This window comes from Rothia nasimurium (genome assembly GCF_928381705.1).
GTDB lineage: Bacteria > Actinomycetota > Actinomycetes > Actinomycetales > Micrococcaceae > Rothia > Rothia nasimurium_G.
The window spans coordinates 1-26,115 of the sequence record NZ_CAKMSR010000018.1; the positions used below are offsets into that span (position 1 = coordinate 1).

The 26,115-nt window shown below is 57.1% G+C and carries 18 protein-coding genes; 5 read left to right on the forward strand and 13 right to left on the reverse strand.

Features of this window, described 5'->3' with window-relative positions; genetic code table 11:
• Positions 1-613 precede the first annotated feature (613 nt).
• The 3 genes from L6762_RS11500 (at position 614) to L6762_RS11510 (ending at position 3,516) form a co-directional block, all read left to right on the forward strand.
• Positions 614-2,293 (forward strand): hypothetical protein, encoded by a 1,680-nt coding sequence (locus tag L6762_RS11500; RefSeq protein ID WP_237187409.1) that lies wholly within the window; start codon positions 614-616, stop codon positions 2,291-2,293.
• A gap of 128 nt (positions 2,294-2,421) precedes the next feature.
• On the forward strand, positions 2,422-3,018 hold the full coding sequence (locus L6762_RS11505) for an arsenic metallochaperone ArsD family protein (protein WP_237187410.1): 597 nt from the start codon (positions 2,422-2,424) through the stop codon (positions 3,016-3,018).
• Positions 3,019-3,054: 36 nt separating this feature from the next.
• A complete protein-coding gene (locus tag L6762_RS11510) occupies positions 3,055-3,516 on the forward strand; it encodes a GyrI-like domain-containing protein (RefSeq protein ID WP_237187411.1) in 462 nt (153 codons plus the stop codon).
• Here the strand turns inward: L6762_RS11510 and L6762_RS11515 are convergent.
• The 3 genes from L6762_RS11515 to L6762_RS11525 form a co-directional block, all read right to left on the reverse strand.
• Complete coding sequence (locus tag L6762_RS11515) at positions 3,513-4,718, reverse strand: type II toxin-antitoxin system HipA family toxin (RefSeq protein WP_237187412.1); 1,206 nt, start codon at positions 4,716-4,718, stop codon at positions 3,513-3,515. The genes L6762_RS11510 and L6762_RS11515 overlap by 4 nt on opposite strands.
• Complete coding sequence (locus L6762_RS11520) at positions 4,715-4,906, reverse strand: helix-turn-helix transcriptional regulator (RefSeq protein ID WP_237187414.1); 192 nt, start codon at positions 4,904-4,906, stop codon at positions 4,715-4,717. The genes L6762_RS11515 and L6762_RS11520 overlap by 4 nt, the downstream gene beginning before the upstream one ends.
• A gap of 218 nt (positions 4,907-5,124) precedes the next feature.
• A complete protein-coding gene (locus tag L6762_RS11525) occupies positions 5,125-10,026 on the reverse strand; it encodes an NAD-glutamate dehydrogenase (protein WP_237187416.1) in 4,902 nt (1,633 codons plus the stop codon).
• Between the two features lie 256 nt (positions 10,027-10,282).
• Here L6762_RS11525 and L6762_RS11530 point away from each other — a divergent pair, with 256 nt between their 5' ends.
• A complete protein-coding gene (locus L6762_RS11530) occupies positions 10,283-12,559 on the forward strand; it encodes an NAD-glutamate dehydrogenase domain-containing protein (protein WP_237187417.1) in 2,277 nt (758 codons plus the stop codon).
• A 124-nt stretch (positions 12,560-12,683) separates the two neighbouring features.
• Here the strand turns inward: L6762_RS11530 and L6762_RS11535 are convergent, their stop codons facing one another.
• The 5 genes from L6762_RS11535 to L6762_RS11555 all read right to left on the reverse strand — a co-directional run bounded on the left by L6762_RS11535 (position 12,684) and on the right by L6762_RS11555 (position 19,261).
• Positions 12,684-14,006 (reverse strand): MFS transporter, encoded by a 1,323-nt coding sequence (locus tag L6762_RS11535; protein WP_237187418.1) that lies wholly within the window; start codon positions 14,004-14,006, stop codon positions 12,684-12,686.
• A gap of 135 nt (positions 14,007-14,141) precedes the next feature.
• Positions 14,142-16,271 (reverse strand): acyltransferase family protein, encoded by a 2,130-nt coding sequence (locus tag L6762_RS11540; protein ID WP_272878713.1) that lies wholly within the window; start codon positions 16,269-16,271, stop codon positions 14,142-14,144.
• A gap of 88 nt (positions 16,272-16,359) precedes the next feature.
• Positions 16,360-17,847: a DUF6056 family protein gene (locus L6762_RS11545; protein ID WP_237187419.1), complete on the reverse strand. Its 1,488-nt coding sequence runs from the start codon at positions 17,845-17,847 to the stop codon at positions 16,360-16,362.
• Entirely contained in the window at positions 17,840-18,247 is a 408-nt protein-coding gene (locus L6762_RS11550; RefSeq protein ID WP_237187420.1) for a GtrA family protein, read from the reverse strand. Before L6762_RS11550 ends, L6762_RS11545 begins: the two co-directional genes overlap by 8 nt.
• A gap of 3 nt (positions 18,248-18,250) precedes the next feature.
• A complete protein-coding gene (locus L6762_RS11555) occupies positions 18,251-19,261 on the reverse strand; it encodes a glycosyltransferase family 2 protein (RefSeq protein ID WP_237187421.1) in 1,011 nt (336 codons plus the stop codon).
• A 96-nt stretch (positions 19,262-19,357) separates the two neighbouring features.
• Here L6762_RS11555 and L6762_RS11560 point away from each other — a divergent pair, with 96 nt between their 5' ends.
• The gene (locus L6762_RS11560; protein ID WP_237187422.1) at positions 19,358-20,650 is read left to right on the forward strand and encodes a hypothetical protein; all 1,293 of its coding nucleotides are present in this window, start codon (positions 19,358-19,360) and stop codon (positions 20,648-20,650) included.
• A 44-nt stretch (positions 20,651-20,694) separates the two neighbouring features.
• Here L6762_RS11560 and L6762_RS11565 read toward each other — a convergent pair whose 3' ends face one another.
• The 5 genes from L6762_RS11565 to L6762_RS11585 form a co-directional block, all read right to left on the reverse strand.
• The gene (locus L6762_RS11565; RefSeq protein WP_237187423.1) at positions 20,695-21,495 is read right to left on the reverse strand and encodes a glycosyltransferase; all 801 of its coding nucleotides are present in this window, start codon (positions 21,493-21,495) and stop codon (positions 20,695-20,697) included.
• A 47-nt stretch (positions 21,496-21,542) separates the two neighbouring features.
• Entirely contained in the window at positions 21,543-22,655 is a 1,113-nt protein-coding gene (locus L6762_RS11570; RefSeq protein WP_237187424.1) for a glycosyltransferase family 4 protein, read from the reverse strand.
• 5 nt (positions 22,656-22,660) lie between these two features.
• Complete coding sequence (locus tag L6762_RS11575) at positions 22,661-23,056, reverse strand: DUF2304 domain-containing protein (protein ID WP_237187425.1); 396 nt, start codon at positions 23,054-23,056, stop codon at positions 22,661-22,663.
• A gap of 2 nt (positions 23,057-23,058) precedes the next feature.
• Positions 23,059-23,796, reverse strand: coding sequence for a glycosyltransferase family 2 protein (locus L6762_RS11580; RefSeq protein ID WP_237187427.1), 738 nt, complete (start codon positions 23,794-23,796; stop codon positions 23,059-23,061).
• Positions 23,797-23,909: 113 nt separating this feature from the next.
• Entirely contained in the window at positions 23,910-25,922 is a 2,013-nt protein-coding gene (locus L6762_RS11585) for a DUF6541 family protein (RefSeq protein ID WP_237187428.1), read from the reverse strand.
• Positions 25,923-26,115: the final 193 nt, after the last annotated feature.

A 26,115-nucleotide genomic window follows, 5' to 3' on the forward strand; every position in this document is an offset into this window, starting at 1 on the left:
AGCAACGGTCTTGTCCGGTATGGCTTGAGGTTATTTGTAGAGATTTAACGCTCATATTTTTGCTGCGGGTGGGGCCGTTGTCTAGTTGGTGGGTGTGGGGTGCGTGTCTACTTTTGAATAAGCCTCATATTTAGTTTCCTCTAAAAGTGATTGCACTGAGCCTTATACTAACATTCATCTTTTTAGGGCCACCAGATATTTTTCTTGTGATTAAAGATATACATCAAAAAATGCCCCGAACTCCCCAGAATCACCGCGCGACAAGCTGAAACAACATATCTAAAATTTCTATATAGGTAAATTATTAGCCTATTTTTATGGGTCAAATCAAACCATTTATCACACTGCTTATTTAAGTCTACTGAGCTACTTCTTTTGAACTCCAGAGTCAGATGACTGCATTTTTTAGTCAGGGCATATCCGGCGATAGAAAACCCACCCATCCATCCCCATCACCCCGCCCACTAACCACCGCACGCCCCCGCCTACCGGCGTCCGCTCCGCTACCCCCTCTGCCGGGTGAGGGCAGGAACACCCCTCCTGCCGCGAATAGCCCGCCGTCACCCGGTAAGTTACCAACCAGTAACCTATGAATCATGCAAAAATAGAGACCATGAGTTTTGATTCGCACTCCGAGCTCCCCCCGCACCTTTTAGCTCTCTCCCACCTCACCCAGTGGTACTCAAATTCGCACCAGCAGCCCCTGGATTTTCGCTTCACCGTTCACGGGACAACCGTTGAAGCACCCGTCGCCACCATCACCGGCGCACTGGGCACAAGCGCACCCGCTGACTTCGCCCAGGCCGCAACAGTAGCAGCCTTTGAGTTAGCGCAGGCAGGCCACTTTAAGGGCTCCTACACGGTACGCATCAACACCTCCCCCGGCGGGCAGGCCATCGTCAAGCAGATGCCCACCGCGGCCCCAGCAACAGAGCAGGACGAGGCCCCTCAGCCGTCCGCGCCCACTCAGTCCGTCTCAAATAACGGCCTGCAGCTGCGCTCTGCCCTGCTTGCCCGCGGGCACAACTCCGGCTACTCCCCCGCCGAGGTCGCAGCCGAAGAGAAGCAGCGCGGCTTCACTTTCACCCCTGAACTCAAGTTCTATCGGGCGCTAGTACGCAACGGTGTGGTTGCCGAAGTCGCCGGGCAGAACGTTATCGCCTCCACCCCGCAGGCTGATTTTGGGGCGTCCACCCTCGATTCAGCCCCCTGGAAGGCCCCCGAGAAGACGGACGGCACCGTCCAGGCCGTCCTCAATCACACCCTGTGGATTGAAATTGCCAGCTCCCCCACCCATCTCTACGCCATTGACCTAGCACCTGGCGCCCAGGGCACCGTGGGCCAGGTTATCGCGCGCAGGCGCGGTGAGGCTTCTGTGCCGGTTCAGGTTGCGCTCTCGTTGGCAGATTTTGTGACCGGCGAGCTGGTAGGTCAGGACGCTGGCAGCGGCTCCCCCGCCCCGGCGGCGGCCGTTGCCCCCAAGACCACAGCGGGGGCGTCCGCTCTCGCGCAGACTATCGCCTGGGTGGGCACCGTTGAGCCAGTAGCCCTACCTGGCTTCCTGGGGTGGACGCTTACCCCCACCGAGGCCCGCTACCGGGCGGTTCTAGCTGAAATCGACCCCGACTCAGCAGCCGAGCCTGAGACTGCCGCAGCCGAGGAACCCGTCGCAAACAATGAAGCCCCCGCCCCGGCAGATGAGCCTACCCCCACCCCGGCCAATAGCTCTGAGCCAGTGATTGCACCCGCAGCGCCGGTGGTTATTAAATCCACTACAACCTCGGAAAACGCTTCCAGCCTCTTCACCACCCCGGGGGCAGACGAGCCTACACCGGAGTCGGTCACTACCCCCGAGGCAGATACCGACGAGCCTGAGGCTGAGACCCTACCGGCACCGTCCGCGCAGGAGCAGGACGAGGCTGCCTCCAGCCCCCTGAGCCGGGCGGCAAGCGCCTACGCGGCTGCGGCCTTCCCCAACGATCTTCCCGTGACTACCGGGGAGAAAGCCCAGGATATCCGCGACATTGATCCCGGTGTTGCCCGCGTACCGGCCTCACCTGAGCAGAAAAATATCGCTAACACGATAGGCACTCTCGCTTTCGGCACCCCCGAAGAGCGCAAGGAATACCAGAGCACAGATACCGACGCCGTGCCTAGCATTGCGGCCCGGGCTAAGAAGGTGTCGCTGGCGTCCGCGCAGGCCGAGCCCCAGCAGCCCGCAGAAGAAAACGAGCAGAAGCAGGACGACCGCAGTCTGCGTTCAGCCCTGCGCAAGTTCTTTATCGGCGACTAGCCCATCTATACTGCGCTGACAAGGTAAGGCAGGCGGTGCGCCCCGACTGGGGTGTGCTGCCTGACCTTTTCTGCGGGCGGTAGCGGGCGTAGGCTGGTAGGGCACACCAAACAAGGAACGGAGTAGTAGTGGCACGCGCATCTCAAGACACCCTGGGTAGTACCCCCCTTGAAGTTTTCATTCCGGCAGCCGGCGAAAACCCGGACGACCCCGGCGACACCCAGCGCGAAGCCTTCCTCACAGCGGCGCAGGAGATGCTCGATGAGGGCCTTGATATTGCCGTTTACTCCACCGACTCCTACCCTTCTGCTTTTACCGACTGCGAGCCGGTAGCCGACCAGCTCGCTATGGCCGGGGCCGAGGTTCTGCCTATCTTGCTGGTAGAGGGCCTGGTCAAGGTCTCGTACATGTACCCCACCGCGGAGCAGCTCCGCCGTTTCTCCCGCTTTGGTGAGGTCAAGCAGCCCAAGGTTAACGCCGCTGCGGCGGCCTGCGGTACCGGTGGTGCGGACGTCCCCGCGACGGTTCCTGCCGCTGAGCCGGCTGGCTTTGCTGCGGTGCTGGCAGGGGTGACCCCTAAGCCTGCCGGTGGCCCTGACATTGGCCACCGGGTCAACCTGATGGGGGGCCACGATTCTGCACCGGCGTCGCAGGGGGCCTCTGCCGAATCAGGGCAGCCTGCGAAGCAGGCCTCGTGTGGCTGTGGCTGCGGGTGTGGCGACTAAAATAGAGCCGACACACATTTTTCTAAGGAGTAGTCGATGATTGGTGCGCGCGTAGAGCACAAGGATGAGTTCTTTATTGCGGGCTTCCGCGAGACCGTGAAGCAGGGCGCCGGCATTGGCGAGCTTTGGAAGAAGCTCACCGCCCATGCTGAGGCGCGGGGGGTGACCATGCCTGAGGTCCACTCGATGGGTGTGATTGTGGGGATGAACGCTGCCGGCGAGTTCGACTATATGGCGGGGATTCTGGTGGAGAACCTGGAAACCGCGCAGGCTCTGGGCCTCAATGCCCTTAAGGTGGACGGCGGTGAGTTCGCGGTGACGACCGTTGAAGGCCCGGTGCCCATGAGTACTATGGCCGGGGTGGACCACCTGATGGGCACCTTCCTACCCGCGTCAGGTTTTAAGCCCAACGGCCCGGTCTTTGAGGCATATGGGCCGGGTGACCCGTCAGCTGACGATTTCCAGATGCAGGTTTGGGTGCCTGTTAAGCCAGCTTAGAGCCCTGCCGATAGAGATAGGCGACGGTTCTTCAGAATTTTGACTAGCTGCTTACGGCGAGCAGAGTCAAAAGGAAGACCCGTCGCCCCTTCAACAAGCTCCTCTGTTTCATGAAGCATCTTACGTAGTAAGAGGGCGGTTGCGGCAGGACGCACCCCAAGTTCCTGTCCAAAATCGAGAAAAGTCTTTGCAGAAAGCCCTCGCTCTTTTCCAAGTAGCTTAAGTGCCATCGATTGGTCGCCGTAGGGTGCAGTTGAGGGAACGTCATATACCGGCGCTAGTCGATATTTTCCAGAAGACTCGATAATGGAAATATTTTTTGCATGAAGATCGCCGTTGCCAGTAAGCCATGCAAAAGCAAACTGTCTCACTAATTCCTGGGCCACTAGAATAGGCTGGCTTGTTTTCTCTACCACCGCCTGTGCTAACCGCAAGGCTGTAACTTCATATTTATCAGCAGGATAGAGATTAAGAAGCTGACAAGCGTCTTCTACCGCATAGCGAGCCAGATGGCCATTTCCATCTATTCCTCGATCAAATCGTTGTATCAAAAGGCCCGAGCGACCAGTAATATCACGCACTAGGTGAGAGCTAACAACACCGTTACGAAAAGATACCCGACGTGCGTACTCTAGGAAAAAATGTTCATTTTCTACGAGTAATGGGTATTCGGGAGGCGTGAGCTTCAACAGATAGAAATTGTGGTTGTGACGAAGGGGGATGGTCAGCATCTTGCCCGACACTTTATCCTGAACTCCCGGAAGGGCAGCGTAGTCCAATAATCCCTGGGCAGAGAAAAAATCAGCAAATGAAATCGATGCTAGCTGAGTCGGGTCAAACTCCGTTATAGGTTCAGCATACTCATTATCGGGTACAGCTCCGGGTGGCAGTACCCTCACATCCCCCACGGTATCAGCACCCACCGCTAGTAGAAGAGAAAGCTCATCATCCTTCGACACCTTCAACACATTTCTCAAGCTCGTCAGGCGGCGACCCTCAGGTAAAAGACCTGTGAAAAATGGAGGTAATGCGCCAGCTTGATACACAAAGGGTTCATCAGTAAGCGGCAATGTGGTTGCTACAGGTGCGTGATGAGAGTCAAGATAATCAGCAGAATAACGAAACTCAGTAGTATGAGGTGTTCTGAAAAAGTGCCCGGCAAGAGTATCTTGTTTGTACACATCAGCTTTGAGTTCGTTCATGCCTCAATCACCTGAATTTTCAGACCCAGCACATCGGTAACAGCTACAGCTTTCTCTAAAGAAACACTCAAACGCCCTTTCTCCAAATCACGTAGAGTGCGTTCAGAAATACCACTGAGTGCAGCTAACTCTTCCTGTGACATTTTGAGTTTTTTACGATAGGCACGCACAACTTTTCCTAGCTCCACAACATCTCCCAACCGGCAAAATATCGCCGATATACTCAATTTATCTATAATTCTAGGCCACCATTCCACAAAACGGCAGAATATTGCCTACTTAAGGGAGATGACTATAGGAACCACTGCTGAGGCGAAGACGCCCACTCCTTCCCTCTATAATTTCCTGCTACTCAACCACTGGAAATCAAGAGAGAAGGCGTGGGCTACTGTGTATAAACCGAGGTCTAGCTGACCGCGCCGCGCAGGGTGCGCAGGGCTACCTGTAGGACGGCCAGGCGGGGGCGGCCGTCGGCACCGGGGGCGGCGTACTGAATCTCAGCCAGCATGGAGTCCACACGACCCATACGGACGGGGTGGTTCTCTACCCAGCGAGCCAGGGCGGCGTCACCGCCCTCAGTTCCGGCAGCCACCCCCTCACCGGTCTCCTGCACCACATTGAGAGCCAGAGAAGCGGCAATTTCGTAGAGATCATCGCGCAGGGACGATCGGGCCAGGGTCTCCCAGCGGTCGTTACGCGGCAGCTTGGAGATGGTGGTCAGCAGCAGGTCCACCTGGAAGCGGTCGTAAACCGAGTAGTAGACGCGGGCGACCTGCTCGGTGGAGAGGCCGTGAGCTTCGGCAATGCGAACCACGTCCATGAGGGCGAAGGCTTCGAACTCACGAATCCAGTTGACGATGAGTTCCTCGGGTAGGCCCCATTCTTCAGCCTGGTCACGCATGGCTCGAACTCGGGCACGAGTATCTTCTGAGAAGTAGTCCTTGAGTGAAGGAATGAGCTCTGCAACGGGCTTGAAGCGCTCAACCATCTCGGCGATGGGCGTGCCCACAACCACCGAACGTTCGGCCGCAAACCAGCGGGCCAGGCGGTCGAGCACACGCTGCCAGTCCTTGATAACAGCCTGCCAGCCTTCCAGAGGAACAGAGGCAGGAAGCTCGCGATGCAACCGCGCTGAGTTGCCAATGCCAAATGTTTCACGTGAAACGTAGAAGGCGCGTGCCAGGGCGTCTACCCCCACGCCGGTTTCTTCCACCGCGCGGAAGACGTGGGTGATGCCACCCAGATTAACCATCTCATTGGCAACGCGGGTGCAGATAATCTGCTTGCGCAGGGGGTGAGATTCTAGGTGCTCGCCGAAGCGTTCAACCAGGGCGGGCGGGAAGTACTCGGTAAGCACACGGGCCAGGTAGGGGTCGTCTGCCAGGTCAGTCTTCTCGAGCTCTGCGGTGAGGTGAATCTTCACATAGGCTGCGAGAACGGCCAGCTCAGGCCCGTTAAGGGTTTCACCGGTGGCTTCGTAGCGTTCGCGGATTTCCTCGTCGGTGGGCAGGAATTCCACCTCGCGGTTGAGGCCGGCGTTCTCTTCCAAGTCGTGAATCAGGCGGATGTAGGCCTCAACACCGGGCACCACACCGTGGTGCTCAGCCTGCAGCAGCACGTTCTGCTCAACGTTGGTGCGCAGCACCTGGGCGCCGACGTCCTCGCGCTGGGCTTCGATGAAGCCTGCGCGTTCTTCGGCAGAGAGTTCACCGGCGGTGACCAGGCGGTCTACCAGGATCTTGATGTTGACCTCGCGGTCTGAGGTCTCTACACCGGCGGAGTTATCGATGGCGTCGGTATTGATGAGGATGCCGGCGCGGGCAGCTTCGATACGACCCAGCTGGGTGAAGCCCAGGTTACCACCTTCGCCCACGATGCGAGCGCGCAGGTCGCGGCCGTTGACGCGGATGGCGTCGTTGGCCTTGTCACCTACGGCAGCGTGGGTCTCGGTGAAGCCCTTGACGTAGGTACCGATACCACCGTTGTAGAGCAGGTCGACGGGGGCCTTGAGGATGGCGGAGAGCAGTTCGGGCGGGGCCATCTCGGTGACGTCTTCGTCTAGGCCTAGCACTTCGCGTACCTGATCAGAGATCGGGATTGACTTAGCGCCGCGCGAGTAGACGCCACCACCGGCTGAGATGAGCTCGGGGTTGTAGTCCTGCCAGGACGAGCGGGGCAGGTTGTAGAGGCGTACGCGCTCGTCGAAGGCGACCTCGGCGTTGGGGTTGGGGTCGAGGAAGATGTCGCGGTGGTCGAAGGCGGCAACCAGTCGGGTGGCGCGGGAGCGCATGAGGCCGTTACCGAAGACGTCGCCGCTCATATCGCCGATGCCGACGGCGGTGAATTCTTCGGTCTGGCAGTCGATGCCTAGCTCAGCAAAGTGGCGCTTGACGGATTCCCAGGCGCCGCGGGCGGTGATGCCCATAGCCTTGTGGTCGTAGCCCACGGAGCCGCCGGAGGCGAAGGCATCACCCAGCCAGAAGCCGTAGTCTGCGCTGATGGCGTTTGCGGTGTCTGAGAAGGATGCGGTGCCCTTGTCAGCGGCTACAACCAGGTAGTAGTCGTCGCCGTCGCGGGCGATAACGCGGGGGTTGTGTACGACGGTTTCGCTGCCGTCAGCCTCGATAGCCAGGTTGTCGGTGACGTCGAGCAGGGAGGCGATGAAGACCTTGTAGGACTCGCGACCTTCGGTAATCCAGGCGTCTCGGTCTAGGGCCGGGTTCGGTAGCTGCTTGGGGTAGAAGCCACCCTTGGCGCCGGTAGGGATAATGACGGCGTTCTTGACCATCTGGGCCTTAACCAGGCCGAGCACCTCGGTGCGGAAGTCTTCGCGGCGGTCAGACCAGCGCAGGCCACCGCGGGCAACGGAGCCGAAGCGCAGGTGCACGCCCTCAACGCGGGGTGAATAAACGAAGATTTCGAAGGTCGGGCGGGGCAGGGGCGCAAAGTCAATCTGGCCGGGTGCCACCTTGAGGGCCAGGGCCGGACGGTCCAGGTAGGCGTTGGTGCGCAGAGTCGCCTTCATGACGGCGGCCAGGGAGCGCATGAAGCGGTCCACGTCGAGGGTGGGGATGGCATCAAGGACGCCGCCCAGTTCACGCCAGACCTGCTCACGGGCGTCCTCGCGCTGCTCGTCGCTTGCGAACTGAGCGTCGGGGTCGAAGGTAGCTGCGAAGTAGTCGGCGAGCAGGCGGGTAGCTGCGGGGTAGGCCAGCAGGGTGTCAGACATGAACTCGGCCGAGTAGACCTGGCCCAGCTGTACCAGGTAGTGGGTGTAGGCGCGCAGTACGCGGACCTGCTCCCAGGTCAGACCTTCTGCCAGAATCAGGCGGTCGAGGCTGTCGGACTCGCGCTTGCCCAGCAGGTAGGCGTTCAGGGCGTCCTCATAGAGGGCAGAAACCTTCTCTGCTTCTACACCTTCGGGCAGTTCAACGCCGAAGTCGTAGAGGGAGAAGCTGCGGCCGTCTGCCGGAGTAATGTCGTAGGGCTTCTGGTCGATAACGACCAGGCCCATGTTCTGCATCACGGGTAACAGTTCGGTGAGGGTGTGGGCGCTAGCCAGGTAGGTCTTAATGCGGGTGCGGCCCTGGCGCTCACCCATGCGGATAGCGGCCGGCTGAGCATCGCTGAGCGATTCGAAGATGGTGATATCTTCAACGGCGTTTTCGACCTCGTAGTCGGCGCGGTAGGTCATGGGCACAGCCTCAGACCAAGCTGAGGCGGCTGCGCGGCCGTCCTCGGCACTCAGACCCTCGCCTGCGGCTGCTGTCTCAACGGCAGCGGCGGTTGCCTCGCCCCAGGAGCGGGTGGCTTCCTGCAGACGGCGCTCAATCGCCTTGGCATCCAGGGCCGGAATGGTGTTAGGGGTTGTCAGGCGCAGACGGAAGAAGATACGAGCCAGGGACGAGGTGGAGAGGTAGACCTCGAAATCTAGGCTTTCAATATCGATGAACTCGTGGAAGACAGCCTCAAGGCGCTGACGTACATGGGTGTTGTAGCGGTCGCGCGGCAGGAAGACGGTGGCGGAGACGAAGCGGCCAAAGGCGTCCGGACGCAGGAAGAGACGGGTGGTGCGGCGCTCTTCCAGACCCATGATGCCACGGAAGGTGTCGGTAAGTTCCTGCAGGTCGGCGTGGAGAAGTTCGAGGCGGGGGTAGTCCTCAATGATGCCGGCCAGGGTCTTGTCGGAGTGGGAGCCCGGCTGGTAGCCCAGGTGGCGGCGCATAATAGCTACGCGCTCACGCACGATGGGGGTTTCGACGGCGGGCAGGGAGTAGGCCTGGCGGGAGAAGAGACCCAGAATGACGTATTCGCCCACAATCTTGCCGGAGCGGTCAAAGTCGCGCACACCGATGTAGTCCAGGTACTCGTGGCGGTGCACGGTGGAGCGCGAGTTGGCCTTGGTGATGTAGAGGGGCTTGGGATCGCGGGCATTTTCAAGACCCAGGCCGGTGAGGACGATGGGGTCACCTTCGCCGGTATCAGCAAGAATACCCAGGCCGGAACCGTCGCGGTCGGTCAGCAGCAGGTCACCTGAGTGACCTGAGAGGTCGCGCTCCTTGATACCCATGAAGAGGAAGTTGCCGCGGGTGAGCCAGCGCAAGAATTCCTGGACCGATTCGATGCGGGTCATAGGGTCGGCGTCGGAGTTGATGGAGCCGGTGTAGTGGGCAGCCCCGCCCAGGGTAACGTCGGTGAGTTCGCCCAGTTTTTCTGCAATATCGAGAGTGCGGGCGGCCATGGCGTCGTTGTCACGGGCTGCGCGGCGTACGTCGATCAGAATGGAGCGGATTTCCTGCTCAAGACGAGCAACGTCTTCACCTTCAACGCGGGAGGTGAGGCGGACGGCAATCCACGACTCAATGGTGGCCCCAGCACCGATGTTACCGGTGGCAGCATCACGCAGAATGGGCATAGAGACGGTGTCACCGCTTGCTACGGGCTGCTTAAAGCCGGTGCCAGTCACGCTGGTCAGGCGGCCGTTTGAGTCTCGTTCTACGACAAAGGTGGGGTGGATGAGCCCTGAAATACCGCCCCAGTTTGCGGCAATCTGAGCGGTGATAGATGAGACCAGGAAGCTGGTGTCGTCTACAACGATAAAGAGAGTGCTGCCAGCGTCATCGTTACTCACTGAAATCAGGGCTTCACCGGCTACCCGCTGATCCGCCAGGGCACGGTGGGCCTGGGCAAGGTTGGTTAGCTGCTGGTCACTCAGACCTTCGAGTTCGTCAGCTGAGCTGTGACGGTAGTATTCGTTGATCCAGTCTTCGCTACCGGACCAGTGGGCTGAACGATCGTTCGTGAGCAAGGGTTTGCCTTTCGCTGGGCGGATGTCACTCCGTTGTGATATCTGGGTACGCGTGTTTGCGTTCCATTTCCATAGTAGTCGGGAAGGCGGCGGGGAGTGAACCGCAACACCCAGGAGGCAGCCAGCACCCAGCAGCTCTTCATATGCGAGACATACAGTCTCACATTGCAAAAATGGTATCGCCAGCTCTCCCTTCGTCCTTTTATGCTGGAATCTCCACTAGGGCACCGGGTGCCCTCCCCGATTAGAAGGGCAGATGATGTCAGCCTCTACCAGTTCAGCTCTCTCCTCAAAGGTTCTGCACGCCTACTCCCGTTACCTCTTGCAGCTCGGCTCCAGTTTCTCCGCGGATTTCATGAGCCAGGCTCTTTCTGACAACCCCGATATCGCCGATAGCATTGCCAACATTTTCAGCACCGGCTTCGACCCCGCCCTCGAGAAGGATGCGGACGGCCGCCGCGCCTCCCAGCGCGCAGCGGCTGACGGCGTCCGCGCCGATATCGAAAAGCTGGACGGCGAAACCCAAGATTTCTTTGCACAGCTGCTTGAAGTCGTCCTGGCCACCGTGCGCACCAATGCCTATCAGGGCAAAGAAACTATCGCCCTGAAAATCTCCACCCGCGATATCTCTTTCGCTCCCCTGCCCAAGCCCCTCTTTGAAATCTTTGTCGAGGGTGAGGCCCTCGAAGGCGTACACCTGCGCTTTGGCAAGGTTGCCCGCGGCGGCCTGCGCTGGTCCGACCGCCCCGAAGACTTCCGCACCGAGGTGCTCGGCCTGGTGAAGGCTCAGGTGACCAAGAACGCCGTCATTATCCCCACCGGTTCCAAGGGCGGTTTTGTGCCCAAGAACCTGCCCGACCGCGACTCCGAGCAGGACAAGTACAACGAGATGGGTGTAGCTGCCTACAAGCTCTTCATCCAGTCCCTGCTGGACGTCACCGACAACCTCGTCACCGACGAGCAGGGTGAACAGCAGATTGTCCGCCCCGAAAAGGTCGTAGCCCTCGACGAGAACGACCACTACCTGGTCGTTGCAGCCGATAAGGGTACCGCAACCTTCTCTGACACCGCTAACGCTATCTCTATCGCTAACGGCTTCTGGCTGGGCGACGCCTTCGCCTCCGGCGGCTCCGTCGGCTTTGACCACAAGGAAATGGGCATTACCGCTCGAGGCGCCTGGGAATCCGTCAAGCGCCACTTCGCCTCCCTCGGCCACGACTCCCAGGCTGAAGACTTCACCATGGTCGGTATCGGTGGCATGGCTGGCGACGTCTTCGGCAACGGTGCCCTGCTCTCAGAGCACATTCGCCTGATTGGCGCCTTCGACTCCCGCCACATCTTCATCGACCCCAACCCCGACACAGCAGTCTCCTTCGCAGAGCGCAAGCGCCTGTTCGACCTCCCCCGCGCCTACTGGACCGACTACAACCGCGACCTCATCTCAGCCGGCGGCGGCGTCTACTCCCGCAAGGACAAGGAAATCCCCGTCACCGACCAGATGCGCGAAGCCCTCGGCCTGGAAACCTCAGCCGAAACCCTAACCGCCGACGAGCTCATCGTCGCCATCCTCAAGGCTCCCGTTGATCTGCTCTATACTGGCGGCACCGGCACCTACGTCCGCTCCACTGAAGAAACCGACGCCCAGGTCGGCGACTCCAGCAACGACAAGCTCCGCATCACCGCCCCCGAGCTGCGCGTCCGCGTCATCTCCGAAGGCGGCAACCTGGGCCTGACCCAGCGGGCCCGCATCGAGGCTGCGGCCGGAGGCATCCTGGTCAACACCGACGCCATCGACAACTCAGCCGGTGTTGAAACCTCCGACCGCGAAGTCAACCTCAAGATCCTCATGGGCCGCGCTATCGAAGCGGGCCAGTTCAAGGAGGGCGACCGCGCCAACTTCATCGCTGAGCAGGTCGAAGAAGTAGGCCGCCGCGTGCTGCGCTCCAACCTGGAGCAGAACGTACTCTTGCAGGCAGAGCGCACCGAAGCTTTCAACACCAACGACATTGCGGGCGAGTTCATGGACTACCTGACCGAGACCGTACACCTGGACCGCGAGGTTGAGCTACTCCCCTCAGATGCCGAACTAGCAGACCGGGCCGAAGCCCACGTCCCCCTCACCAGCCCCGAACTCTCGGTACTCACCGCCTACGCAAAGATCGACCTCACCGCAGCGCTCGTTGACAGCGGCTACGCCGACGAGCCCGACCTCGACCTCAGCGACGTCCTGGCTGACTACTTCCCGACTCCCGCTACCGAGAAGTTTGGCTCCTACTTCGACGAGCACCCCCTGCGCAGCGAAATCATCGCGACCCGCGCAGCCAACCGTATGATCAACCACGCAGGTATCACCTTCGTGTACGAAATGAAGAAGAAGCACGGGGCTTCGGTCAACGATATCGCCCGCGCCTTCCGCGCAGCCCGTCTCGAAGCTGGCGCCCTGCCCGACATTGAGGGTAACGGCGACTTCGACGCCTGGGTCGAAGGAGCACAGGCCCTCCGCAAGGCCATCGAGGCCAAGCTCGCCCGCTAGACCCGCGGCAGGTATCGGCAGCACCCAGCAAACGCTGGCTCTTCTACCGACTAGCACCTAAAACCAGGGCGCCCGCCCCACCTACGAACGGTGGGGCGGGCGTCCTTATCTCTTGCGAGAAAATCTAGTGGTCCTGCACCCGGTCAACCTCAGCCAGGGTCAGCTTTCCGGTCTCACGAGCGGTCAGCGCACACAGGCAGGCCAGAGCCGCCATACCCAGGGTGAAGGCGGCAGGGCCCACCCAGTTGGCAAAGTCGTCCCCGGCAAGCGCGGTAGCTGCTGCAGGAGCGATACCACCCGACAGGGCAAAACCAATCTGGGTGCCCAGGGCCAGGCCGGTCACCCGCACCCGAGTGGGGAACATTTCAGCGTAGAAGGACGGCCAGATGCCGTTGGCCATGGAGTAGAAGGCACCGTGCATGAGCACACCAGACACGAACACGAGAACAATGTTGCCGCTTGTGATGGCGTGCAGGTAGGGGAACATGAGCCCACCAGCGACCAGGGCGCCGGTAGCAAAGATAGGTTTGCGGCCGATTCGGTCAGCGACCATAGCCCAGAGCGGGATAGCGAGCAGGCTCAGGCCGTTAGAGGCAATAGGAACCCAGAGCATAATGCCCGAATCAATTCCGTGACCCTTGGTGGCGAAAGAGATTGAGAAGGTTGTGAAGACCGTGTTCACGGTATTGACCATGGCGCACAGGGCCACCACCGCCACCGCCCGCTTGTGGCGGGTGAAGACAAGAGCCAGCGGCGCCTTACGGCGGGCCGGGTCAATCACCTGCTGGGCCTGGGTTTCAACAAAGGAGGGAGCTTCTTCAAGACGACGGCGAATCAGCCAGGCAGCTACCAGCACGAAGGCCGAAAGCCAGAAAGGCACGCGCCAACCCCAGCTGAGCAGGTCTTCTTCGGGCAGGGCCGCAAAGGGCAGGAATACCGCCGTTGCTAGCAGGGAACCGAACTGGGTGCCGTGCAGGGTCCAGGAGGTGGTGAAGGCCCGCTGGTGGTCGTGGGCGTGTTCCAGCGACATTGAGATAGCGGACGCCTGCTCACCCGACGCCGATAGCCCCTGGAAGACCCGGCAGAGCACCAGCAGGGCGGGGGCAAGCAGCCCCACCTGGTCGTAGGTGGGCAGGCAGCCGATGGCGAAGGTGGCCCCGCCCATCATGAAGAGGGTCAGCATGAGCACGAAGCGGCGTCCGAACCTGTCGCCCAGCGGGCCCATCAGCATGGCGCCAAAGGGGCGAACTACATAGGCGACGCCCAGCACCATCATGGATTTGAGGATTCCAGCGGCATCCGAGTCTTCGGGGAAGAAGATGCGGTTGAGCACCAGGGCCGCGGCTGTACCGAAGACCGCGAAGTCGTAGTATTCCAGCGCTGAACCGATCCAGGAGGCCAGGGCGGCCTTGCGCGGGCGTTTGTGCGGGGTTGCGGGTGCGGTCATAGTTTTCCTGCAGGGGTGCGGACGCCCGGCTCGGCTAGCCCTGCCCGGCGTGTGTGCGTACGGTAGTACCCTGAGCGTATGCGCGGGTGCCCCGGCTGGTCAAAGCCGGGGCACCCGTATTCCGTATGGTGGTTGCTAGCCTGTGGGGTTGACGGCTGAGGGGTCCCAGCCCTGGGTAAGGAGCTGGCTTTCCATCTCTACCGCCATGGTGGAACCATACGCCTTTGAGATGTGGTTGTCGTCAATATAAATGAAGACGTTGCCTTCCAACGGCCGGCAAATACCGTTGGGGCAGATTTGCTCGGTTAGGTCTACGGTGTAGACGCGGGGGTTAAATTCTGCCAGGGCCAGTGACGGGTTAACAGGTGCTAGCTTCTCGCTCGCAGGCACAGAGCAGTTGGAAAGATTGCGCAGGTTGACCTGGCCGCACACGTACATGTTGTAGTCGTAACGGGGGTTATCTCGTAAGACGATGACGTTGATACCAGCATCCGTAAATTTCTCAACAGTATTTTCTAACCCGTTAATAATCGTTTCATTGGTGTCGGTGGCGCTAGCTGCGGTGCCCATGAGGACGACGTTGGCGGGTTTAAGGTCAAGAATCTCCTGGGTAACATCGCGGTTGAAGTCTGCACACTCCACCCATCCCTCGGGCTGAGTGGGGAATTTGCAACCGCCCATAAGGAAGGCCATCATGTTCTGCCCGCTAGCTTCAGCGATAGGGCGGTACATCGATATAGCCTGTTCGGCGTGAGAGTCACCTACCACAATGGTGAGAGGGGCATCTGAGCCACCCCAGTGGTCGGTGGTGCAATACTCAGCAAGGCTGGTGTTGACTGTGGCGTTATAAGCGGCACAAGATTCGCTGAGGTTATCAAACTGGCTTACGATGTCTCCCTGGGGGATGGGCATATCGCGGTATCGCTGGGTACCGCCAGCTGCTAGGGCACCGGGGTAGGCGTCAGTACCGGCTAGAAGGGCAAGTTCTTCTGCGCGATTCTGTTGGTACCGCATCCAAGCCTGCCCAGCAGATATACTCCCGCCGATAAGAGCCAGGCAAGTAGCGATGATGGCCACCGGACGCACCCAAGCACCCCGGCCGTCCTGCTTTTTACGGCTCCACGGAGTCTCGCTACGCTTTGCGTGGCGCAGGGCGTGGCGGCTGGGTTTCTTTTCCCAGGCTCGTAGAGGCTTTTCAACAAGGTTGTGCAGGAGCCACGCTACCGCGATAGAGGAGAGAATAACCAGGGTTCCGTCAAGCCAACCCGCTTTAGGCTCCCCAATAGCGGTGGTGTACAGGATGAGAATGGGCCAGTGCACCAGGTAGAGGCAGTAGGAGATTGCCCCCATCTTCTGTAGAGGTTTAGCTGAGAGAAGGCGGTCTACGCCCAGGCGGGAGCCAGTTTGACCCGCTGCGATGACGAAAGCACCCGATAGCAGGGGCCAGAGGGCCAAGTAACCGGGGAAGGCACGCTCAACAGGCAGGAGCCAACCGCAGGTGACAAGGCCGATAACGCCCACCCAACCCATGGGTACCTTCAACCAGGACGGCACTCGCCAGGCTAGTACGAGCATGGCGAGCAGGGTGCCGGCTGCGAACTCCCAGAGGCGGGTGCGGGTGTCGAAGTAGGCAAAGGACTGGTTGGTAGAGGTCTCGATAATGGAGAAGGTAAGAGAGGTAACGAAGACCGTACCAAAAACAAATAGGGCGGTGGGGAGAACCTTCAGACGCAGATAACCCACAAGAAAGGCCACGAAAGCAAACAGCAGGGGCCAGAGAATAAAGATTTGGCCCTGCATGGAGAGAGACCAGAAATGCTGGAAGGGGGTTTTGAGAGTGGCGTCTTGGGCGTAGTAGTCCACCGAGTTGAAGGCTAGCCGCCAGTTGAGGAAGTAGAAGAGCGCTGCTTTGGCGTCAGCTAAAAGGGATGCCCAGCGTGAGGGAGCAATGACGAAATAGGCGGCGACCAGGGTAGCCAGGATGACGGTTGCAGCCGCCGGCAGTAGGCGCTGGAAGACGTGGAGCCAGTAGCTGACGACCTTGAGGGGCTTGCCGTCCTGAATCTTACGTAAGGACGACAGCGAGAGCAGGAAGGCTGAGATGAAGAGGAAGACATCGACACCGCCAGACACTTTACCGAACCAGACGTGGTACATAACCACGAGAAGGACTGCCAGGGACCGGAGGCCTTGCACTTCTGGCCTGAATTTGGGTTGCTCAATGAAGCTGCCCAAGGGCTTGTGTCTGTGGCGAGTTCGGTTCATCTATGCTGCTTCTCTGTGGTGCGGTTGCTACCCGATGGCTGGGCAACTTGGGCAGTCTACCACAGGCACCGGTTAGGTCTCCGAGAGCTTACAAGGCGGGGCAGGTAAGGTCTGCTTTCACAAGATGACTAGCGGGAAGGCAGTAATCGGCAGGCTCGGGAATAACTACTACCCGGCTAACATCGTCGACTCCGTACCAGGTACTGATTGCATTGATGACCCACTCGATTTGAGGGGCCCCTGCAGGCTGAAGATCTACAGCCTCACTAACGAGTGCAATACGCACGGGGACAAACTCGATAGGTTCATTGGCGCCCTTCTCAGCACGCTGTTGGGCAATAGATTCGCCACGAAGTTCCAGGTGCTCTGCGCGCAGATTGAGGGCCGCAGCGGTGGTGGCAGTGTAGGAAGTAGCAGGCAAGAGCGTAAGAAGCGCGAGGACGCCAGCCCCCAGCAGGGCAGGAACTTTAGCTTTGTGAGGGCTTACGAGGCGCACTAGGGCAAGAAGACCTAGCAGGCTAGTGATAGCCATAGCGAACGCAGGGTTGGTGAAGGTGCGCAGGGCGATGGTGGGGCTACCTGTTTTTGCAATAACGGTGTGGGCAAGGAAGTAGATAGTAAAGATTGCTAAAGCCAGCCCCATGAGCCGTAGGGGGTGCAGGGACGCCCTCCAGGTAGGAGCGCTCAGGGCGTAGAGGGAAAGTGCCGAGATAGCAATGAGCAGATATCCCCAGTCAGAGGAGTGCCCGAAGAAGAGGGAGAGGTCGGAGGGTAGATTTTTGAGGATTCCAGTGAGAGATATTTCTGTCCCATAATATTCCCTGCGAGCCATAGTTCCAGGTGAGAAATAGATGAGGGCAAAGCCCAGAAGGGACCCCAGCCAGAGAGCCCCTCCTACGAGACGTAAAGTTACTTCGCGCCTAAGAAGGCCGGCGACCAGCAGAAGGAAACCAGCGATGCCGGTGCAGATAGTCAGCGGCTCCGTGAACATACCTGCCCAGGTTGCAGCTAGGGCCAGGGCAAGAGCCCCTCGGACTGTGATTTTTCGTTCTGCAAGAAAGAAAGCTAGGCAAAAGGTCAGAGCGGTAAAGGTAAGCCCGCCCAGGTAGACAGTACTCGATGTTAGCCACAGGTAGGAGTCAAACATACTGGGTGAAAGCACAAGTCCACCGGCAACAATAAGGGTAGCTAAGCTGTGCGAAACAACTATGGGCGACTGCTCAAAACTTACCAAACGCCTCATTATGTATGCCACTGCAGCTACGAGGGTAAGGAACATGAGAGCAGGGACGAGTTGTATAGCGCTTTGACCTAGAAGAGCGTAGGTGAAGGCGAAGAGGGAGGCCTGCCCGATACGCCCATTATGGGTGAGGTAGTGGTCTACGACGTAGGTAAAAGGGTTCCCCTGGTGAGCGTAGACGTTGAAGTAGCTAAAATCGTCCGCAATGATACTGGCACGGGCCGCGAAATAAAGGAAAGTACCGGCAACCAGGGCAGCGAGAACGGCAAGAGTCACAATGGGCAGAAAGTTTCGGCGCATAGGCTCGGTCTGCTGAGAAATGAGAGTTTTACGCATTGCCAGTCTTCCTAAAGATAATGAACTTGTAGGCAAAGAAGTTCCACCCGGTGGTAATGACAAGAGCCACCATGCGCGCTAGGTAGACACCCAAGAAGGCCGCCGTGAAGTGTACGAAGACAAGAGTGAAAATGTAATTGACTGCGAGAAGTACACCAAAGGAGACCGTCTGATACCCCACAGACTTGACCCGGACGTCCTTATTTTCAAAAGCAAAGAACTTTTGAAGCAGGAAAGAGAAAGCTACACCTAGCCAGTAGCTGGCAGTAACGGCAGCGGCGTCGCTGGCAGAAAAAACCTTAACTGCCACAAAGATCACGGCGAGTTCAAACAGCACACCGGTTCCGCCCACAAGAATATAGCGGACCAGGGTTTTATTGCGTTGTAGGAAATCTAGCATGGACTAGCCAATAAGGTTTCGTGATGAGGTGCGGTCAATAACGTAGAGGGGGCGCCCCTGGGCCTGGACATAAATGTGAGATAGGTAGATAGCCAATATCCCTTGCGCTACCAAAAGCACGCCAACGAGGAAGGCTACGAGTATTCCGACCATGGCGGAACCGGTGATGTCCCAGCCAAGGGGATCCCCCATCAGGAACTGTTGCACAATAATCGTCAACCCCGCGACAAGAGCTAGCAGGGTGATAAAGAGCCCCAGATAGCCGAAAGCAAAAAGAGGCTTAATACTCATCGTGGTGAAACTGTTGAGGGCAAGCCCCACTAGCTTACGCATGCTGTAGGTAGCTTCGCCTGCCAGACGGTCAGGAGCTTCAAACTCTATGTAATCGCGTTTAAAGCCCAGCCAGTCTATGAGGCCTCGAGTTATGCGATTTCGTTCGCTAAAGCGAAGAAACTCGTCTACAACAACTCGATCTAGCAGTCTGAAGTCTGTAGACCGGGGTACCGTCTGACTCTCCGAAATTGAGTTGAGGATTCGGTAAAAGAACCTTGACCCTTGGGTCTTGAAGAAGCCACCAGCATCGTTCGAGCGCACACCCACCACAACCTGGGCGCCAGCTTCCCAACGGGATAGAAAATCACTGATATAGGCAGGTGGGTGTTGGCCGTCCGCGTCCATAATAAGGACGGCCTGCCCGAGGGCAACTTCGATACCTGCCGTTGTAGCGATTTCTTTACCAAAGTTCCGCGACAGATTAACTACTCTTGTCGTAGTGCTCCCCTGGGCAAGCTCCTGAAGCTTTTCAAGGGTATTATCTGTGCTTCCATCGTTCACATAGATAATCTCGTAGGGGTCAGCCCCCATGGAGCGCTCAGCAAGACGCTCCGTAACAGCAGCTAGTGCTGGGAGTAGAAGTGTCTCGTGAAACGTTTGAATTCCCGCGCTTTCGTTATACGCGGGCACGACGATTGAGAGCACAGGGGCAGCGGGTGAATGATGTGAGGAGTGTGGCACAAAACCATCATACGGCATACCCTAGAACGCCTTCTGGAGTGGCAAGACGGATAAGCTAGAGATACTTTCCTTATCGGCATAGAAGATAGAGATTCCGTGAGCGAAGAACATACCGAAGCTGTGATTAGTCGCGGCCAGTCGCTTTTTATTACGGCTTCATCCATTATTAGCGCGGGTACTACTTTCTTGGTGACCTGGCTAGCTGCCCGATCTTTAACGGTCGAAGACAACAAAGATTTTTTGGTTTTTTGGTCTCTTACTTCTTTGGTGTTCGCAACTTTGTTGGGGGTTCAACAAGAGTCAGCGCGCCTCATCGGCTCTCATCATTTAAGCAAGGGTAATTCTGCTTCTGTCCCCCGTCAGAGAACCTACAACCCGCTCGTGGTAGCGACCTGGGTGGGTCTCACCTGTGCTCTCATTTTTGCAGCTCTTACACCGGTGTGGCTCGGCACCGTTCTACCAGCAGGGGACTGGAGAACAGTACTTCTGATTACCCTGGTGACGGCTGTATATGCCTGCCACGTCTACTGCATTGGGGCGATGGCTGGCACCCGTTCCTGGACAGAATATGCCCTGTTGATTTCAACCGGCGGTATTTTCTGTTTCCTGTGTACCCTGCTTGTATCTGTGGTTGGGGGCGGCCTGCTTGCCTTTCAGCTCTCTTTCTTGGCAACGGCCTTCCTCTGGCTCATTTTTGTGGCTTTCTCACCCCGGGTACGCTCAGCGACTCGTTTGCGTCTGGTAGGACGCCCAGGCGCGGCATACCGGAGCATGCTTTTAGCTGTGGGGACCGCGGTAGCTATGGCTGCTATGTCTACGGGCTTTCCTATCTTCTTGGAAGCAACAAGTTCGAAGGCAGAAACAGAGTCCGATGCACTTCTGGCCGCGATTATTTTGGGCATCTCCATCACTCGCGCGCCCATCATGATGCCCCTGCAAGCTTTTCAGGGTGTCGCGGTGTCTTATTTCCTGGCCCATGCCCAGCGCCCTACCGCTGCCCTGCTTAAACCTGTAGGGGCTTTGCTAGCTCTGGGGGCGGTAGGAGCCGGAGCAGCTTATCTGCTGGGTCCCTGGCTTTTCGATGAAATCTACGAGAAGTATGCCGGGCAGCTCGACGGTGCTTTCCTTGCGGCTCTCACTTTTGCTGCGGCCCTTCTAGCGGTGACAACGCTGTCAGGCACGGCGGCCCTGGCGATGGGCGCCCACCGCATCTACCTTGCAGGCTGGGTAGTTACCGTTGTGGTTGCTTTTGGCTGTCTGCTGCTACCGTTAGATCTTGAAACTAAAACCATTGTGGCCTTGATGGCTAGCCCGGTCATCGGTGCGGCAGCGCACCTTGCCGGCATGGAGGTACTGAGCCGAACACAGACGTCCGCACCAGCCATCTAACAGTGCATACAACGTGAGGGGCAGCTGAGCTGCCCCTCGATGTTTTAAGAACGTTTGAAGTAGGTGAAGTACTCGTGCAGGGGGCGGATAAGCCCGGACGCCCGCACAAACTGGACGCTGCGCCACAGCAAGTGCGGGGGTAATGCCAGGACGGCGGGAACGCCAAGAGTCTTCGCGAGCTGGCGGCGGCCACTGGTAACTGCCTCGATGTGATCGCCGCGAGCTCCCGCTCCCTTACTGATATTGGTAGTGTGCACTCGGTACTGGATTTCGTTCCCCTGCAACATCGCTACAGGCCCCAGCGCTGCCAAACGCAGGAAGAGGTCATAGTCTTCGAACTGAGTGAGATCCTGGCGGTACTCTTTTGCCTGGTGGTAGGCTGCAGCCCGGAACACCACCGATGAATGCGGGATAGGGTTGAACAGCAACATGCTACGCCGAACATCGTCACCGGTTGGAGCTTTGAGTTCACCCGTTACTCGGCCATTTTCGTCAATGAGGTCTCCCCCAGTACCCACAAGAACACATTCAGGGTGGGCGGCTAGATAGTCTAACTGACGGCGGAACTTTGTAGGAGTGATGAGGTCGTCCCCGTCAACATTGGCGATAAAAGCTGCTTGGGCGGCATCGCAGCCTGCCCGCATCGCGTTACTGACACCAATATACCGATCAAAGCGCAGGACGGTCAGGCGCGGGTCTACGAGCCAGGGGTAGGCTTTTTCGTCGGTGGCGCGGCCTTCGGAGTCAAGAGTAATCGTAGGGCCGTTAAGCACCAGAATTACTTCGAGATCAACATCGTAGCTAGCCAGCACCGAATGTACCGTGCTTTCAAGCCACTTATTCAAAGCCCCACTTCGTATAACAACAGATAGCTCAGGCAAAGATGTCATTTCTAAGCTCCTGCCCCGTTAGTGAATGTACGCAAAACCTGCTCATAGGTCTTACCCTGGCTAGCCCAACCCCACCGCTGGAGGTCTTCTACAGGGTACGCCTGGGGGCCCTGCGCGAGCTCAGCACGTACGGCTGCTACCAACTGGGGTACGCCCTGCTGCCCGACAATGTGAACCCGCACCCCGGCGTCCTTAAGCACCCGGGCGCTCGACACATCGTAGGTGACGATTGCTGCCTGTGAAACGTAAGCATCGATGATGGTGGTTTGGAACCCTTCGGCCGCCACGGTGGGATTGACTAGGGTCGCCCCGCGAAGCTCACGAGCTACAGTTGCGTGATCAACAAAGCCCTTGAAATCTACTGCGTCAGAAATACCCAGCTCAGCGGCATACGCTTTAGCCTTCTCTAAATCAGCCCCAGCACCCAGCACTACACCGGTAATCTCAGCATCTTCTGCATGGAGTTGCTGAACAGTTTCGAGAAAAGCCCGCCAACCCTTCACCTCAACTACACGGGCTAAAAAGACAAGCTTTTTCCGCTGGAAGACAACATCTTCAGGGGCAGCCATAGGCAAGGGAGAAACGTTATAAAAAACCTCCGCATCTACACCTGAAAGCTTTTTAACAAAATCACAGGAGGGCTGAGAAACACCCAAAACCTTAGAAGCTGCACGGAGTGTCAGCACACCCAATGTACGGTCTACCAGCTGACTTGCTAGGCGAATAACAGCCTTCTCCGAGACCACAAAGCCCGAACCGTGCTCGGTATGGACTACGGGAATCTTCATCATTCGGCCTAAGGCAACCCCAAACCAGCTCATGCTAAAGAAGCGGGTATGAATCGAGATGACATCGATATTCTCGCGCTTCAGCACCTTAGCGAGGCGGGTAAGACCCACTAGAGATGGGAAACCGAGGATGCCGTCGACGGTGAGGTATTCCTTGAGCCGATAAACCTTGATACCGTTTTCAAAGCTCACACCGGGTGTATCTGAGAGGGTCACGATAGTGACCTTATGCCCTAGCCTGTGCAGCTCGGCTGATAGGGCAGAAACATGCTGTTCAAGGCCACCCACTTTAGGGGGGTAGTTATTGATAACGAAGGCGATATTCATAGTCTCTATTTGCCCTCTTCTTCTGGACGGCTTTCAGTAGGCACGGGGTGGCGGGGGTGCTCAGCATTTCCCTGCTCTAGCTGGGCTCTGAGCATCGCCACTTCTTCAGCCAAGGTTCTGGTATCTTCCCCCAGCCGTGAGAGATCTAGAGTCAGGTGCAGGCAAATACCGATAAGCATAATAATTGCCAGCATGAAAAGCAGGTTGACTGGCACAATGACGCCTGTCAGGTCAGCAAGTGTGCTCAGCAGGTGGGGGAAGAGAGCCAGCACAATAATAGCTGCAGACACTAGCAACCACAGGGCAGCGTACTTTTCCTTCATCTTCTGGTTGCGCACCTGGGCGAAGACCATAACGAAGATGAGAACCGACAGGATCAGAAAAAAGACATTTGACGGCATGTTTAGCCCTCCCCGGCTGTTTTCTTACGCGTCATGGAGATACCGAAGGCGAAAAAGGATCGCACCAGGTAGATAGCTGATTTTAGGGGCCCTGATGAGGGAGTGCCGCCCTGCCGTTCCCGCATTTCCACCGGCACCTGAATGACTTTGCAGCCAGAACGAATAGCCATCACGGTTGAGTCGATGGTATCCCCTAGATACTCAGCAGGGAAAAATTCACAGTACTGCTGAATGCCCCGGCGGTTTACCGCACGGAAGCCGCTGGTGACATCGGTAAATTTCTCACCCGAGATACGGGTGAAGAGGAAGGAGAGCAGGCCCATTGCCCATTTACGGGGGCCTCGTACCTTGTAGGTATCAGAGGCTGCAAAGCGGGATCCGATAACGATATCGGCCCGGTTCAGACCTTCAATGAGGGTGTCGATAAACTCAGGTGGGTGCTGGCCGTCCGAATCCATTTGCATAGCAATGTCGTAGTCCATACGGCGGGCATACCGGTACCCGGTTCGCATGGCAGCACCAACCCCCATGTTGTAGGGCAGGTCAATGACGAAAGCACCGGCCTGGCGGGCCACCTGGGCCGTACTATCTGTAGAGCCGTCATTAATGACGACCAGGTCAACCCAAGGAGCCTTAGCCCGAAGATCAGCAATCGTCGCTCCGATTGCCTCTTCCTCATTCCAGGCGGGCATAATCACCAGTACACTAGGGTCTGGCACCGCCGACATGTTTTCATTCATTGAAGGGCTGAGCTCCTGTACCTACTTACTTAGCTATTACCGCCATACTGAAGAATCACCTCAGTCTAGCAGTCTAGCGCTCAAAAAGGTCTGCCGCGCAGTGCCGTAAGAGCCTAGTCACATATATCAATTCGATACAAGGCTGCATCACCGACCCTATAGACCTCTGTGTATCCGGGCTGATTTGATAAATTGTCGATACCAGTAATTTGGCTGTCACTCGCAACCTCTCCAAAGTCAAGGGCGTAGTAAGCATTCTCTTCACGCACAGCTTCACAGACCTCAGGGTGATCTGCCACATCATCAAAGTAAAGGTTCAACAAATGCTGGTTGTCACTTTCATTTCTGAATATGTGGGCAGCCGTTACCTTTCGGTCGGCAATAGCGTAAGCATAAGCCCCACCTGTACCAGGATCAACCACAATAGTGTTGTCACTGGGAACATTTTCTTCGACATAGTCCAGCACCTGAAGTTCATCCGGACTAATACGCCAGGGGTTTAGGAATGGATCGTAGTATTTAGCTACAGTTTCTACATAATCGGTGTAGGGCTTTGCAGTCTGTGTGCCATGCCCTAGTTGGAATGCAACTAGAACAGTAAGAAATAGACCGCCCACCTGTTTTATAGATCTACTCGGAGTAGATATTTTCACACTAAGTCCATTGATTTTTTTCACCATATAGTCAGAGACATAATGAATACCAAGAGCAGCCAGTAGACTTGCCATAATAGGCGTCAGCGCAGCAATTCTATATACGTCGTTGTACCAGACACCTGTAATGGCGTTTCTGCCTTCTTCGTACGGCAGGTATCTTCCCACCACATAGAAGTAGGCCACCACCAACCATGATCCAACAATCCACAGAGCACGGTTACGACTTCTCGCCACGAAGAAAACACCAAGGAGCATGAAAGCGCTGGTCAACCAATAAGCGTTCATCCCCATAACGCCATTTGTTAGAAATTCTCCCACTGCTTGCGCACTACTTGCTGTGGGTGGCCAATCAAGATAAGGAGCAGGCCTGATAACGCCCCATAAAATCCAGATAACTAAAAGTAAGCCGGCAAGACCAGTAACCTGAAGCCCACCCATCAGCGGGGAGAGGGATCCCTCGATAGTAGTTTTTACTTGTAGAGCCATACGAGCTACAACAATAGGTGCGACCATAACCAGCATCGACATCATGGCGCTGGGGTGAGCTACCGCCATCCCCAAAACCACCAATGCCCCCAGGGCAAGCCCTTGAGAGATATTCACATAGAACTTATAAGAGACACGGAAAACTTGAGCGGTCAGAGCAATTCCAACTGGAATTAAAGAAATACCTAAACTGTTGGGATAAAGGATACCCCAATGTACAAGAAGCAAAGGGAAAGCTGACAAGGAAGCAGAAAAAATTCCAACAGTCAGAATGGCCAATCGATTCAGAGAAACTGTGGTGTAGGCCAAGTACATCATGGACAGCGGCCATACAACTGATCCCACCACAACTGCCGTAACGTTTACAGCTATAGGTATAGTCGTGTTATCTGTCGCTTGATATACCAGTGCTGCAAGAGCATGCCATACAGCAGGGTAAAAAGATCCAGGTTCACCGCCAGATGTTACCTCTGTAGCTCCCAACGGTGATGCGTTGCCAGTATCCACAAAATAACGCACCAGGTTCAAATGGAAGATCTCGTCGAAGGACTGACCAATCCACTCTGGGTTACGAATCGCACTCATCATGGTTGCCATGACAAGCCATATGCCGATAGCAGCTGAGATATACCACCACTGGTCGCCAGATGCCCACCACTTCTGAGGAGTAACGTTGTCAACTCGACTACGCATCTGAGCGGTTCCACCGTAGAACCATTTGCCGATGCTAGGCCAGAATGTAGTAAAAACCCAGAACAAGAGGGCAAGAAGGAAAGAAACACCAAAAACCACCCCATAAGACCATGAAAGACCCATAACGGGGGCAGCTATCGAAGCTATAGAAAGAACACCTATAGATAACGGAGCCGCGAGCCCTAGAGCGTGTACGCCTCTTTGACGAGCCCCCACTGCCACGATAAAGCCTGGTGCTAAAACCAGGAAAATACACGCGACTAAGGGAGTAGTAACATCTTCCCAGCTCATAGAACCCTTTTTCTTTCTAACCTGCAGGTCATACCATACAACGTGCTAGCCCTACATATTTTGCACTGATATGTACTGGCTTTAGTTCCGACAATTATAAGACCACTAAAGCACCATCAACCACCTCCTGCGGAGTCTGATATGTACTGGCTTTAGTTCCGACAATTATAAGACCACTAAAGCACCATCAACC